Source organism: Bartonella sp. CR127HXZ, assembly GCF_042194555.1.
Taxonomy (GTDB): Bacteria; Pseudomonadota; Alphaproteobacteria; order Rhizobiales; family Rhizobiaceae; genus Bartonella; species Bartonella grahamii.
Map to the genome: position 1 here is coordinate 79,739 of NZ_JBHIMZ010000007.1, position 14,050 is coordinate 93,788.

General features: G+C 37.4%; 11 protein-coding genes. 8 read left to right on the plus strand and 3 right to left on the minus strand.

Translation table 11 applies throughout. The features are described 5' to 3' along the window. Positions 1–5: 5 nt before the first annotated feature. Positions 6–221 carry a hypothetical protein gene (locus tag ACFIKY_RS05590; protein ID WP_375644438.1) on the minus strand — a complete coding sequence of 72 codons (216 nt, stop codon included), beginning with the start codon at positions 219–221 and terminating at the stop codon, positions 6–8. Positions 222–387: 166 nt separating this feature from the next. Here ACFIKY_RS05590 and ACFIKY_RS05595 point away from each other — a divergent pair, with 166 nt between their 5' ends. Then, positions 388–546: a hypothetical protein gene (locus ACFIKY_RS05595; RefSeq protein WP_375661527.1), complete on the plus strand. Its 159-nt coding sequence runs from the start codon at positions 388–390 to the stop codon at positions 544–546. Positions 547–1,007: 461 nt separating this feature from the next. Beyond that, complete coding sequence (gene fsa / locus ACFIKY_RS05600) at positions 1,008–1,661, plus strand: fructose-6-phosphate aldolase (RefSeq protein ID WP_375661528.1); 654 nt, start codon at positions 1,008–1,010, stop codon at positions 1,659–1,661. Here the strand turns inward: fsa and lptE are convergent. Both lptE and leuS read right to left on the minus strand, forming a co-directional pair. Next, a complete protein-coding gene (lptE, locus tag ACFIKY_RS05605) occupies positions 1,658–2,254 on the minus strand; it encodes an LPS assembly lipoprotein LptE (protein ID WP_375635492.1) in 597 nt (198 codons plus the stop codon). The two genes, fsa and lptE, sit on opposite strands and share 4 nt — an antisense overlap. Next, complete coding sequence (gene leuS, locus ACFIKY_RS05610; protein WP_375661529.1) at positions 2,241–4,901, minus strand: leucine--tRNA ligase; 2,661 nt, start codon at positions 4,899–4,901, stop codon at positions 2,241–2,243. Before leuS ends, lptE begins: the two co-directional genes overlap by 14 nt. A gap of 165 nt (positions 4,902–5,066) precedes the next feature. Between leuS and ACFIKY_RS05615 the strand changes: the two genes are divergently transcribed. The 6 genes from ACFIKY_RS05615 (at position 5,067) to ACFIKY_RS05640 (ending at position 13,968) form a co-directional block, all read left to right on the plus strand. Beyond that, positions 5,067–5,756, plus strand: a complete 690-nt coding sequence (locus ACFIKY_RS05615; protein WP_375652692.1) for a YggS family pyridoxal phosphate-dependent enzyme — start codon at positions 5,067–5,069, stop codon at positions 5,754–5,756. 1,117 nt (positions 5,757–6,873) lie between these two features. Next, the gene (locus ACFIKY_RS05620; RefSeq protein ID WP_375635490.1) at positions 6,874–7,167 is read left to right on the plus strand and encodes a hypothetical protein; all 294 of its coding nucleotides are present in this window, start codon (positions 6,874–6,876) and stop codon (positions 7,165–7,167) included. Between the two features lie 2,017 nt (positions 7,168–9,184). Continuing rightward, complete coding sequence (gene acs / locus ACFIKY_RS05625) at positions 9,185–11,128, plus strand: acetate--CoA ligase (RefSeq protein ID WP_375661530.1); 1,944 nt, start codon at positions 9,185–9,187, stop codon at positions 11,126–11,128. Between the two features lie 558 nt (positions 11,129–11,686). Then, positions 11,687–12,346 carry a cell division ATP-binding protein FtsE gene (gene ftsE, locus ACFIKY_RS05630; RefSeq protein WP_015856996.1) on the plus strand — a complete coding sequence of 220 codons (660 nt, stop codon included), beginning with the start codon at positions 11,687–11,689 and terminating at the stop codon, positions 12,344–12,346. After that, complete coding sequence (locus ACFIKY_RS05635) at positions 12,339–13,292, plus strand: cell division protein FtsX (protein WP_375647345.1); 954 nt, start codon at positions 12,339–12,341, stop codon at positions 13,290–13,292. Before ftsE ends, ACFIKY_RS05635 begins: the two co-directional genes overlap by 8 nt. Before the next feature lie 4 nt (positions 13,293–13,296). Continuing rightward, the gene (locus ACFIKY_RS05640) at positions 13,297–13,968 is read left to right on the plus strand and encodes a YdcF family protein (RefSeq protein WP_375661539.1); all 672 of its coding nucleotides are present in this window, start codon (positions 13,297–13,299) and stop codon (positions 13,966–13,968) included. Positions 13,969–14,050: the final 82 nt, after the last annotated feature.

Consider the following 14,050-nt stretch of genomic DNA (forward strand, 5'->3'; position numbering starts at 1 on the left):
AACACTCATTTCATCACCAAAGTGCCAATAAAAGAACCAATCTCATCGTCTATAATAAAAAACTCTATAGCAAAAAAAACCAGCGCCATTCTTCTGTGCAAATAAAGCTCATCACTATAAGCATTCAACATGATATTGTAAGTGCGCTCTTCAACAAAGCTATCCCATAGTGTAACTTCTTCCCAACACACACGTTTATTTTTTACCGTCTCATATCTCAATTTATCTTCAACAAACTGATTTATAAAGATATAATCATCATTTTACCTATTGTAATAAAAACCCTCAATACGATGAATTTTTCTCATTTCAAACCCATCGAGGAACATTTGTAAATCCTTATTGATGAGAGAGTCTCCCATGATTTTAATTACAGGGAGAATAATATTGCAAATGGAACCGTTACAATATTCACCTTGGCTTTGTGCCAAAACGTGGAAACACGTGCGTACATCTTTCAGCTTGATTGAGAATCAAGCAACAATACAAGCAGCACAAAAGCGTACTGTTGAAGAATGGGTAACACAGAATAAATCAATGTATTGACCATAAAAAACACTTCATGTGTAAAATTTTACATGCCTTCTTCAATGGTGTTTTACGATAAAATAAATCCATTCGCTTCTATTAAAAATGAGGTTAAACCTACCCCCTGAAAAAGGGAGGTATCTTATGATGCACTCTCAAATATCAAGAGCAATCGCAAATAGGAAATGAGCAAAGTGTGTGATAATGCTAGCTTATTTTCATAAGTATAAAAATACCGCTACGCAAAGATTCCAATACGCAAAAATGTTGGTACGCAATGAACTCTATGCCTTATCACGAGCAACGATATAAAATAGGTATGGAAACAATAAGTAATATTTCTTTACTAAAAACGAGTACATGGTTAACATCATAGCATTCTTGTTCTTTACACAGAGATTAATTCTTTCTCTTGCTTTTGCAGTCAACAATAGCGCATAACAAAAAATAGGATAAAAGCTAAAAAGAAGAGGTTAGATATGAAATTTTTTGTGGATAGCGCCAATATCGAAGAAATCCAAGAGTTACAGAATTTAAGCCTTGTTGATGGTGTCACCACCAATCCCTCTCTTATCCTAAAATCAGGACGCAATATTCTTGATGTTACAAAAGAAATTTGTGCTCTCATTAGCGGGCCTGTTTCTGCTGAAGTTGCAGCAACGGAATTTGAAAACATCATGAAAGAAGCGGCTGTTTTAGCAAAGATTGCCGACAATATTTGTATCAAGCTTCCTTTAACACTCGATGGATTAAAAGCCTGTAAAGCCCTCACAAAAGAAGGACTAAAAACAAATCTCACACTTTGCTTTTCTGCCAATCAAGCCTTACTTGCAGCCAAAGCAGGCGCGACATTTGTTTCGCCTTTTATTGGTAGACTTGATGATTGCGGAAATGATGGAAGTGAACTGCTTCATGAAATTCGCACAATTTATGATAACTATAACTTTGAAACACAAATCCTGGCCGCTTCAATCCGCACCGTTAATCATGTCAAAGAAGCAGCACTCAGTGGTGCTGACGTTGCAACAGTTCCACCAGAAATTTTAAAAGCACTGGTCAAACACCCTCTCACTGATAAAGGGTTGCAAATATTTCTCAACGACTGGAAAAAAACAGGACAAAATATTGCTTAATATCTAGAATTTTTATTGGAAAGATCTTTTGAAAGTAACAAAAAAATCTGTTCAGCCAACTCTTCAGCAACACGTTTTTTTGCATCTTCTTCTGCTTGCATCGTTGCATATTCTTGACGAAGTCGGTCAAAAGATGCATTCATCATTGCTGTTCCTTTTGCAACAAGAGTATTTTTCATATCCTGCAAAGTGTAAGAAGCTCTGCTCATAACAGTTCCAACAGAAGGTCGTCCTTTTCGTTTTTTCTCGAAATCAACCTCTATCTGCATAGATTCTCTTGTAGATACGGATATCTGCAATGCCAATCGATAAGCAGGTAGAGAAGGTTTACCACCATTTCCATACAAAAGAAACAGCAGATGATTGCGCACCATTTGACCAAAACGATCCGAAGGCTCTTCCACAACAATAGAGGCAAGCTTTTGCGCAAGCCCCAAAGAAGCTTGCCCAGAAACAGGATTCCTATAGGAAGCAGAATTCATTGTCATTGCACTCTGCAACTCTTGACGATAAAGCGGTTCAACTTTGCATCCACACAACAGTGTGAATACACCAGCTAAAACGACAAGAATCAAACTTTTAAAAAACGACATTTACAATCCTTTGTGGAACAATAATGATTTTTTTCACAGACTTTTCAACCAGCTGTGCCTTTACAAAATCTAAAGCCAAAACCGCTTCTTTAATCATCGTTTCATTTGCTGTTGCTGCAACGCTCACCTCACCGCGTTTTTTACCATTAATTTGTACTGGCAAAGTATAGCATTCCGCAACGGTTAACGCACTGTCATAAACAGGCCAAGCAAGCGCAGACATTAAAGTTTTTCCCCCTAAAGCAGCATGACATTCTTCTGCTAAATGAGGCATCATCGGTGCAATCATGGCAAGAAAAAAATCCATGGCTTGACGTAAAGAAGCTTTCATTTCATCGTCAACACTTGCTATTTTGTTGAGCAACGGTGCCATAATATTCAAGAATTCATAAAGGCGTGCAATAGCCCGATTAAAAGCAAATTTTTCCAAATCATCTTCTACAGCGCAAAGCGTACGATGTGCAGCCTTTGAGAGTTCCAAAGCCGCCCCCTGATGCCCTGCACAAGGCGCCACATCCTTTAAAACAGAAGCGCTCAAAGCCACACAACGCCAGACACGCTGTACAAAGCGATGAGCTCCTTCAACACCAGATTCTGTCCAGATGACATCCCGATCAGGGGGAGAATCTGACAACACAAACCAACGCACAGTATCAGCGCCATAGGATGCGATAATATCATCAGGATCAACGACATTCTTTTTGGATTTCGACATTTTTTCAATCGAACCAATCATCACTTCACTTTGATCAGTCAATTTATAAGCCTGTCGTTTTCCATCCTTTTCAACAATGGAAATTTCTGCTGGAGAAACCCACCCTTGATCATCCCGATAGGTTTCATGAACCACCATACCTTGGGTAAAAAGCCCCTTAAAAGGCTCATCAACAGTCACATGACCGATCAATTTCATGGCACGCATAAAAAAGCGTGCATAAAGAAGATGCAAAATGGCATGCTCAATTCCACCAATATATTGTTGCACAGGCAACCATTCAGAGATTGCTTGTTTGTCGACAGGTTCCTGCGCAAAAGGGGCCGTAAAGCGTGCATAATACCAAGAAGAGTCAACAAATGTATCCATGGTATCGGTTTCACGTTTGGCAGGTTGACCACAGGAAGGACAAGTAACATTCTGCCAGGTTCCATGCCGTGCAAGAGGATTTCCAGGTTGATCAAAAGTAACATCATCAGGCAACACAACCGGTAAATCGGTGCGTGGCACAGGAATCACTCCACAAGATGTACAATGGATCATCGGAATGGGGCACCCCCAATAACGCTGCCGCGAAATCCCCCAATCACGCAGACGAAATTGCACTGTTTTTTTCCCTTGCGGTTGCCCATTGAGCATTTGTTTCTCAAGCCTTTTGGCTGCTTCTTCAAAAGCTTGTTTAGGTGTCAAACCATCCAAAAAGCTGGAATTGATCATCACACCATCACCCGTATAAGCTGTTTCAGCAATGACAAGATCTTCTGCTTGCTCTCCTTTTGGCAAAACCACTGGTTTTATTGGAAGATCATATTTACGCGCAAAATCGAAATCTCTCTGATCATGAGCCGGACAACCAAAAACAACCCCTGTTCCATAATCCATAAGCACAAAATTCGCGATATAAACAGGAATATGTACTGTTGAATCAAAAGGATGAACTGCCAAAAGGGGCGTAAGAAATCCTTGTTTTTCAGCTGTTTCAAGTGCTGCCGTTGTCGTTCCACCACACCGACAGTTTTCGATAAAAGCACTCAACGCTTTATCTTTCTTTGCCAAAGCTTGTGCAATGGGATGGTCAACAGACAGAGCTAAAAAAGAGGCGCCAAAAAGTGTATCAGGACGTGTTGAATAACAAACAACCTCATTAAACATCTCACAAACATCATCAACACCACTTGCATCATCAACACCACTTGTTGCCTTTAAAGCCCAACGAATCAGTAAACCTTGCGATTTTCCAATCCAATTTTTTTGCATAGTGCGAACTTTTTCAGGCCACTGCTCCAGCTCTTCAAGCCCAGCCAAGAGCTCTTCACTAAAGTCGCTAATTTTGAAAAACCACTGTGTCAATTCACGCTGTTCCACCAACGCACCAGAACGCCATCCCCGCCCATCAACAACCTGCTCATTTGCCAAAACGGTGTGGTCAACAGGATCCCAATTCACCTTAGCCACTTTACGTGCAACCAACCCCTTTTGATAAAAATCAAGGAACAACATTTGTTGACGATGGTAATATTCCACATCACAAGTCGCAAATTCACGCGTCCAATCTAGTGAGAGCCCTAATTGCTTTAATTGCCCGCGCATCACAGCAATATTCTGATAGGTCCAAGTTTTAGGATGCACTTTACTTTGCAGAGCAGCATTTTCAGCCGGCATACCAAAAGCATCCCAGCCCATAGGATGAAGCACATTAAAACCCTTTGCCCTTTTATAGCGTGCCACCACATCCCCCATGGCATAATTGCGCACATGCCCCATGTGAATGCGGCCTGACGGATAAGGAAACATTTCTAAAACATAATATTTTTCACGAGCATCTTCTTGAACAGTCTGAAAAATTTTCTTTTCATCCCAAATTTCTTGCCATTTTTTTTCTCTCGCACGTGGATTATAGCGTTCGCCTATATTATAATGTTCAATCGTCATTCCCATTATACTCTTTTAATAAAACAGAACCAAAAACTTGTTTTATTATGCTTGACCATGGATTAACCTCATCGTCAACATTTTCGTGAAATATTTCCCTAAGTATTTTATAAAACTTTTAAAAAAACGACCAACTCTTGAACAAAAAAGGTAAAACACAAAAATATGAATACACAAACGCCCCTCGATGCCCCTTCCATTGAAGCATGGCAAAACCTTCAAAAAGACATTGCTGAAACATGCCAAGAGTTACAACGCCCTGTAGAAGAAATTGAACTTATCGCTGTTTCAAAAACTGTTCCTGCCACTGATATACGTCCCCTTTTACAAGCAGGCCAATCTTTGTTTGCAGAAAACCGCGTACAAGAAGCAGCACAAAAATGGCCTGCTTTACGTCAACAATTTGAAAATATTAAACTTCATCTCATCGGTCCCTTACAATCAAATAAAGCCGCCGAAGCTATCAAAATTTTTGATGTCATTCAAACGGTTGACCGTGAAAAAATAGCCAAAATTTTATCCGAAGAAATGCAAAAACAAAAAAGGCATCTTCCTTGCTATGTTCAGGTCAATATTGGCTTAGAACCTCAAAAAAGTGGTGTTGCACCACAAGAAGCGACATCTTTTGTCAACCAATGCAAAAACAACTATGGACTTGATATCATCGGTCTTATGGGCATCCCCCCCGTCAATGAAAACCCCGGCCCCTATTTCGCACTGTTAGCAAAATTAGCAAAACAAGCAGGTCTTCCAAAGCTTTCCATGGGTATGTCCAGTGACTTCAAAACCGCTCTACAGTTTGGCTCTAACGTCCTTCGCATTGGCTCTACTTTATTTGGAAAACGCCCTGTGTAAAGCAATTTCCTCTCATATAAATTCATTCCCCCTTCATATAAACTCCCATTGAAAATTCTACGAACAAGCCAAAAACAGCAGAAATGAGAAAAAATATTTCCTTCAATATTAATAAAAAAGCAATTCTAGCAAAAAAGATTCCAGTCCCTCTTTCATCCTGTTAGCAAAATAAGCAAAAAAGCTGGTCTTCTCAAATTTCTCACCGGCACATCCACAACACATACAATAGCTTCAAGATAGCATTGCAATTTGGCTCTCATATTCTCGCACATTGGCTCTACTTCACCTCCCCTCTGACCGCCTCTCCAGCAAAAGCAACGTAAAAAATAAATCCTTATATAAAGGCAAAATGATAAGAGGGGCGTTGCGCATGAATGAAAAAACTGTCGCAAAATCACCAATTGCAAAAGAATATTCAATACGATTATCGCAATGATTTCCATTAAAAACCACGAATTCTCTTAACTTCTCCAACACGCGTAAACAATTTCCCCACATGCCAATGGCGTAAAGCAGGCAAAAAGAGGCTTATGGCTGCATAATACAGTAACAAAACTCTTTCATGTAAGTCACTTGAGCAAAATAAACATCTCAAATGCTCAATAGAGCACCAAGAGCCGCGCTAAACAACATGAATAGCAATCCTATAAGATCACAACGATAGCATAGAGACTTTCTATGCTCTACAAAGCGTAAATACAGTCAATATCCGCCTGAAAAATAAAAGAACGAATCCCGTGCATATGCGCATAATACATGCATGCAAAACAATGGCAATGAAACCGATCCCAATAACGATATTTCTTTATCATTATTCCTTTGTGGATTTCTTAAACAAAGAGAAAAACTTCAACTTTTAATATACGCAATTTTTCTAAATTTAAACTTTAATTAAGAAAAAATATGGTGTCATTTCTTATATTTTAAAAACTTATAATTAATATTATTATCTTTTTAAGAAAAAATTCATATATACATAATTTATATATTATTTATACAGTATTTTTATTGTTATTTTTAAAGTTTATCTTTGACATTTCTCTAAAAATACGTGATAGCCATTTGAAATGTATCATTGTGATGCTACTTTTACTGTAGATAATTAAGAAGAATTAATATGTTTGGTTCATTCAACACATTCGGTCATATGGCGACAAAGCATTCTTTTGGTCATTCGCACAATTCAAGACCTACTCATGGAAATGCATTTAGTCCTGGTGCTTTTATGTCTCACATGAATGCACGTGGCAGCGAAGTAGGAGTTCCGGCAGGAGTAGTTGGTGCAATTCAAGGTGGTATAACTGGGGGACCAGTGGGTGCATTTACAGGTGGAATGGGAGCTTTGTCATTGGGATACATAGGAGGTGCTGCTTGGGGCTTTATAGAAAAAGGTCGTGAGTGTTGGTTCTAATTTATAGAGAATAGCGACAAAGATATCTCTGAAATTAATAGTTTTGTAAGTATATTTGAAAGAATATACCAAAGTTAAGTATCTACATCTATGGATAAAATATTTTTCAGGGATATCTATTGCGGATCACCTCTTATAATCAGGATTTTGTTATAATGAATATTCTTTATGAAATCATAAGACTGTTTTGCATTCTCATTGTCTTTATCCCTATATATGCTATTGGTTTAAAAAAAATTGGTGGCTACAGTTGGAAACTATCTATAAAAATAGCCTTATTGTCAGTTATTGTGTTTTTTATTTTTGATAGTTTGTGTAGATACTTCGGTTTATATTAATATTTATCGGATGAGTTTCGAGTATACTGAAAAAATAATTTTCAGAGGTATCTATTGATATCACATACTATAACTAGGATTTTGTTATAATGGATATTCATTATGAAATTGTAAGAATGTTTTGCATGTTAATTATAATTACTCCTATAATTGCCATTTCTTTTAAAATATTCAATGGCGTAGGTTGGAGATTGTCTATTATAATGGCATTATCGTCATTTATTATGTTCTTTATTTCTAATTTTTTGCGTAGATATTTTGGTTTATATTAATCTTTATCGGATGAGTTCCAAGTACACTGAATAAAGTAGCGATGGCGCTATTAATGAGAAATTATAATTTCTAATGACAGATTTTGCTTATAGCAACATTTTTTTGGTTTAATATATCTTTTTTATTATAATTTTATTTCTTATAGTTGGAAAGATTCTCTAAAAAATCATTATTAATAAGCTGTATATTCTTTCTTATTAGTATTTTATTTAACTATATTGGTTTATATCAAATTATAAGTAATATTTTATAATGTATATTTTTAAATATTAATATTATATAGATACATATTTACAAATATGTATATTTAAGATAGCATTCAACGCTGTATGTTACAATCGCAACTTTTATGAAGGTACTTATAATGGATCTTATGGATCTTATGACTATTAGTGATACTCTTCTTCTTATTTATTTTTTTGGTTTCATTTCTGTTTGGTGTATTTTGTAAATATAACGTTGATAATTTAAAAGATATAATATTAAAAGCATTACACTAAAATTATTATTTATACATAATAATTTTTTATATTGTATTTTATACAAATACAATAGATGATTGCGAAATTATTCGCCGTATTAATTATATCTATTACTATATTTATTTTTTTAGAAAAAATTTTGTTACATTTAGAAAATATTATAACGGCATTATAGTCAGTTATTATGTTCTTTATTTCTAATAACTTATTTATATATTTGTGTTTATATTAATTAAAAAACAGTCAAATCGATAAATTACCCAGCATGTTTATAACACTGCTTTAAAGGATGATATTTTTAGGGCGTGCACAATCGGATAGTTAACTTGATTTTTTCCTTTCCCTAAAAAACAAGCAAGAATTAATTTTAGATTTTCAATGCGTTCCTAGCCTTAAGTGGATCTTGAAGGAACATTTGTCCTTGCTCCCAATACCATTTCCTAGTATAATCAGTGAATGGCATAACGCAAAACACTAAGTGTCAGTATTTTACATTTATGGAAGTAATAAATCTGTAGTGTGGTAATATTCGCCCTTCGAAAATGACTTTACAAATAATGCCGATAATCTACGAATCCCCATCTCCTTTTAACTTTTATATGAATTTGTTTTTAAAATTTAATTTCTTATCGGCACATAAAGAGCTCTCTCTACAACAATACGATCTTTTTGTATTTCTATACAATTTACAGCTCTTTATGACGATATACTTTGTCACACGTTACCCCCTAAAACAGCATAAAAAAGCTCTCTTAAAATATAAACGTAAAGACAAACACAGATGATTTTAAAAATTGACTATTCTAATCTTTGTCATTTAGTCTAACCTCACAATGAAAAGCTTTTGGAAAACTCTGCCAAAAATATAAACATACGAAAGTATAGAGGCAAATTTTTCCAAACAATAAATTAAAAGAGGGACACATGACTGAAAAAATTTATCCAATATCAGAAGAAATCAAAAAAAATGCGCTTATCAATGAGGAGACCTATCAACAATGGTATCGAGAAAGCGTCAATGATCCAGAAAGCTTCTGGGCAAAACATGGACAATGCATTGAATGGTTTAAACCTTATACAAAAGTAAAAAACACTTCCTTTAATGGAGATGTATCAATAAAATGGTACGAAGATGGAATAACAAATGTTGCCTATAACTGCATTGATCGCCACCTGAAAACCCATGGAGACAAAATCGCGCTTATTTGGGAAGGAGATAATCCTTATCATGATAAAAAAATAACCTATAACGAGCTTTATGAACATGTTTGTCGTTTTGCTAATCTTTTGAAAAGTCGTGGTATTAAAAAAGACGATAAAGTAACCATTTATCTCCCCATGATTCCCGAAGCAGCCTATGCTATGCTCGCGTGTGCCCGCATTGGTGCCGTTCATTCGGTTATCTTTGCTGGCTTTTCTGCTGAGGCAATAGCAGGACGCCTTGTTGACTGCGAATCAACCTTCATCATTACCGCTGATCAAGGCTTGCGTGGCAGCAAACGGATCAACTTAAAAGACAATGTTGATCATGCTATTGAGATAGCAGCGCGCCAAAACGTGCATGTGGACCAAGTCATGGTTATACGGCGGACTTGTGGACCCATTCAATGGATAGAGGGACGTGATTTTTGGTACCACGAAGAGATAGCTCATGCCAAAACAGACTGCCCACCAGAACCAATGAACGCTGAAGATCCGCTTTTTATTCTTTATACTTCAGGCTCCACCGGCAAACCCAAAGGTGTTTTGCATACTACAGCGGGCTATCTTGTTTATGCCGCAATGACACATCAATACGTTTTTGATTATCACCCTGATGAAATTTACTGGTGTACAGCTGATATTGGTTGGATTACCGGTCATTCTTACTTGGTTTATGGACCTTTATGCAATGGTGCAACCACTTTAATGTTTGAAGGCACACCAACCTTTCCTGATAAAGGAAGATTTTGGGAAATTGTCGACAAGCATCAAGTCAATACACTCTATACCGCACCAACAGCTATCCGCACCTTAATGGGAGCAGGAAATTCGTTTGTTGAACACTCAAACAGGACATCGTTGCGTCTTTTAGGCACGGTAGGAGAACCGATTAACCCAGAAGCATGGGAATGGTTTTATCATACAGTTGGAAATGACCGTTGTCCGATTCTCGATACATGGTGGCAAACGGAAACAGGAGGGCATATGATCACGCCCTTGCCTGGTGCAACCCCCCTCAAAGCAGGATCAGCCACACGTCCTTTTTTTGGTGTTCAACCCCAAATTGTTGATGCTCAAGGCAATATTTTAGAAGGTGAAGCAGAAGGCAATCTTTGTATCAGTGATTCATGGCCAGGACAAATGCGCACGCTTTATAAAGATCATGAGCGCTTTATTCAAACTTATTTTTCCTCCTATAAAGGAAGATATTTTACAGGCGATGGTTGTAGGCGTGATAGTGACGGCTATTACTGGATTACAGGGCGGGTTGATGACATTCTCAATGTCTCGGGGCACAGGTTAGGAACTGCTGAAATTGAATCAGCCCTTGTTTCTCATCCCGCTGTATCAGAAGCAGCCATTGTGGGTTACCCGCATCCCATTAAAGGACAAGGAATTTATAGTTTTATCACCTTAATGGAAGGGACAGCTCCAAATGAAGAGTTGCAAAAAGAGCTTATTAAACATGTAAGACAAGAAATAGGCTCCATTGCCATATTGGATAAAATTCAATTTGCCCCACAGCTTCCCAAAACGCGATCAGGAAAAATTATGAGACGTATTTTACGAAAAATCGCCGAAAACGATTTTGATACTCTCGGAGATATCTCAACTCTTGCCGAACCACAAGTTGTTGAAGATCTGATTGCTAACCGACAAAATTAAAGAACCCACGAAGAAATATAACATACGGTGGTTTTTGTTTTTCTGCTAAAATTATCCTAGCATTGTTACGAAAACCACCCATGAGAATAAAAAAACAAAACAATTCATGGGAAGCTCAACAACTCTAACAACAAACGCTTTTCTTCATAACAAATAAGAAACAATTGAAGAAAAAACTTCACGATTGGAAGATGTCAAGATTGGAATATGAATACAGATAAGAATAAGAAAGTGAGATAAAAAGAGCAACATAGCTTTTTAAAATCGCCCAGTACCCACTCAATGCAAAAAAGCCTCTGAGAAAGAAGGGAAAATAGTTCTGATGTTTATGCTAGAATCACTTTGAAATTCCTGCTAAAATCATAAATAAAGCTAAAAAGAGAAAGTATAAGTGATAATATTTTTGAGCAAAAATATTTATCTATAACGAGGGTGTGTAAAAAATATTGAAAACCATGAAATCTAAAATAACCAAGCTTACAACAAAAATCTAAAGTAATGAAAGTAAGAGTTCTTAGAATAAATGATGCAATATAAAATCAGGAGTAATAATAAAAAGTGATTCATTTTGAAAATGTCGGTCTACGCTATGGAATGGGACCTGAGGTCCTTCGTGATATTAGCTTTCATATTCCTCCTGGATCATTTCAATTTCTCACTGGCGCCTCTGGAGCAGGGAAAACGTCGTTGATGCGTCTTATGTTTTTGGCAATCAAACCCACCCGCGGTCATATTGATCTCTTTGGAACAGACACAGCATTACTCAAACGACAGGAGCTCCCTGCGCTGCGACAACGTATCGGTGTTGTTTTTCAAGATTTTCGTTTACTCGACCACATGACCACTTATGAAAATGTCTCCTTACCTTTACGCATTAAAGGACAAGAAGAGGCAACCTATCGCAGTGAAGTGGAAGATCTTCTCTGTTGGGTAGGTCTTGGAGATCATATTCATGTTTTACCACCAGTTCTTTCCGGCGGAGAAAAACAAAGGGTAGCCATTGCACGCGCGCTCATTGATCAACCTGAAATTCTACTTGCCGATGAACCTACCGGAAATGTCGATCCGCCCTTGGCAAAACGCCTACTCCGTTTGTTTATTGAATTAAATCGTTTTGGAACAGCTGTTATCATTGCTACCCATGATATTGCCTTAATGGAACAAGTTGCAGCACGGCGTATGCTTCTCCATAACGGACGGATGACGATTCATGAATAAGTCTTTCCCCATTTTTACAAGCAACAAAAAAAATACAACAGCGATTATTCCCAGTGGTAATATTTCTGGAAAAGCACTGGTTGCCGTGATTGCTATTATGACATTTCTTTCAAGCCTCACCTTAATCGGTGTTGATTTAGTCCAACGTGCCGCCCAAAATTGGAGTAATCAGATTAGCTATGAAGCAACAATACAAATACGCCCCATGGACAATGTTGATATCAATAAAGCACTCCGTGATGCCGTACAATTGGTTAAAACATTTTCTGGTGTACAAGATGCAAAAATTGTTGACCAAAAAGCTACAGAAAAATTACTGGAACCATGGCTTGGAACAGGCTTTAATGTCAATGAACTGCCCCTTCCCCGTCTTATCATTGTGACCCTGAAAGAGGATGAAAAAATCAATTTTGCAGCCATTAATCACGCCATTAAAACCCAAATTCCAGGAGGTCAATTTGATGATCACCGTGTTTGGGTCCATCGTTTTGCAACCATGGCACACACCACTGTTTTCATCGGTTTTTCAATTTTAGCATTGGTTCTAGGCTCTCTTATTCTTACCATCATTTTTACCACCCGCAATGCATTGGCAGAAAATGCGCATATTATCAATGTCTTATATTTCCTTGGTACTGAAACTCTTTTCATTGCCCGCCAATTTGACTGGCATTTTTTTAAAACTGCGCTGCGTGGTGCTTTATATGGTGGTCTCACAAGCATATTTCTGTTTTTAGCTTTTTGTCTCTGGACGAATTATAACTTGGGAAGAGTGGAAGCTAGCCAAGTAACAGCTTTGTTTGGACATATTTCCATAAGTTCCATTCCTTACGGAAAAATCATTTTTCTTATTATTTTCGTTTCTTTTCTTACTACCCTTACAAACCGCATGACTATTTTAGCGCAACTGAAAAAAATCGATCAATGTGAAAACGGTTTATTTTAATTTTATGACTTACCACTCCTACCATTCCAACTCGTTGAGGCAAAACAATTTAGAACGTCCTCTTCCAAAACGACCCCACTATCGTTGGTCTGTGTGCTTTTTATTTCGCTATTTTCCACCGACAACACTTACTCTTGCAATCATTGTTTTCATTTTCTGGGGCGGTTTTATTGTTTTTTCTGAAAAAACTGAACGACTTTCTCCCCCAAAGCCTCTCCCCAAAGCTGATGCCATCATTGTGCTTACAGGCGGAGAAAACCGAATAGAGACAGGAATCCATCTCTTACAAAAGGGGCTTGGTTCACGACTCCTTATCAGTGGCGTAAACGCCACAACCAATCTGAAAGGTTTCATGCATAACAGGCATATTACCCCACAGCTTGTCTCCTGTTGTATTGACATTGGGCATCAAGCGATTAACACCCAAGGGAACGCTAAAGAAAGTGCTTCTTGGATCAAAAAACACCACTATAAAACCCTTTATATCGTCACCCATGATTACCATATGTGGCGCTCGATGCGAGAACTTAAGTATTTAATGCCTGATATCCATTTCATTGCTTATCCTGTTAAAAAGAACAATGCTGAAAGCGCAATACAACAGATCAATCAAATCCGCATTCTCATATTCCAATATATTAAAACGCTCCAAGTCTATATCAGAACCGCATTCTAATCTTTATCCTTCTGACTTTTTTAAAAACCTTGCCATCTTCTGACCGCTTCATACCGTTCTTTCCATAGCCTTCCACACGAGG

Bases quoted from the DNA above. Each gene is read 5' to 3' on its own strand.
- fsa (WP_375661528.1), top strand. From the start codon at position 1,008: ATGAAATTTTTTGTGGATAGCGCCAATATCGAAGAAATCCAAGAGTTA.
- lptE (WP_375635492.1), bottom strand. From the start codon at position 2,254: ATGTCGTTTTTTAAAAGTTTGATTCTTGTCGTTTTAGCTGGTGTATTC.
- leuS (WP_375661529.1), bottom strand. From the start codon at position 4,901: ATGACGATTGAACATTATAATATAGGCGAACGCTATAATCCACGTGCG.
- ACFIKY_RS05615 (WP_375652692.1), top strand. From the start codon at position 5,067: ATGAATACACAAACGCCCCTCGATGCCCCTTCCATTGAAGCATGGCAA.
- ACFIKY_RS05620 (WP_375635490.1), top strand. From the start codon at position 6,874: ATGTTTGGTTCATTCAACACATTCGGTCATATGGCGACAAAGCATTCT.
- acs (WP_375661530.1), top strand. From the start codon at position 9,185: ATGACTGAAAAAATTTATCCAATATCAGAAGAAATCAAAAAAAATGCG.
- ACFIKY_RS05635 (WP_375647345.1), top strand. From the start codon at position 12,339: ATGAATAAGTCTTTCCCCATTTTTACAAGCAACAAAAAAAATACAACA.
- ACFIKY_RS05640 (WP_375661539.1), top strand. From the start codon at position 13,297: ATGACTTACCACTCCTACCATTCCAACTCGTTGAGGCAAAACAATTTA.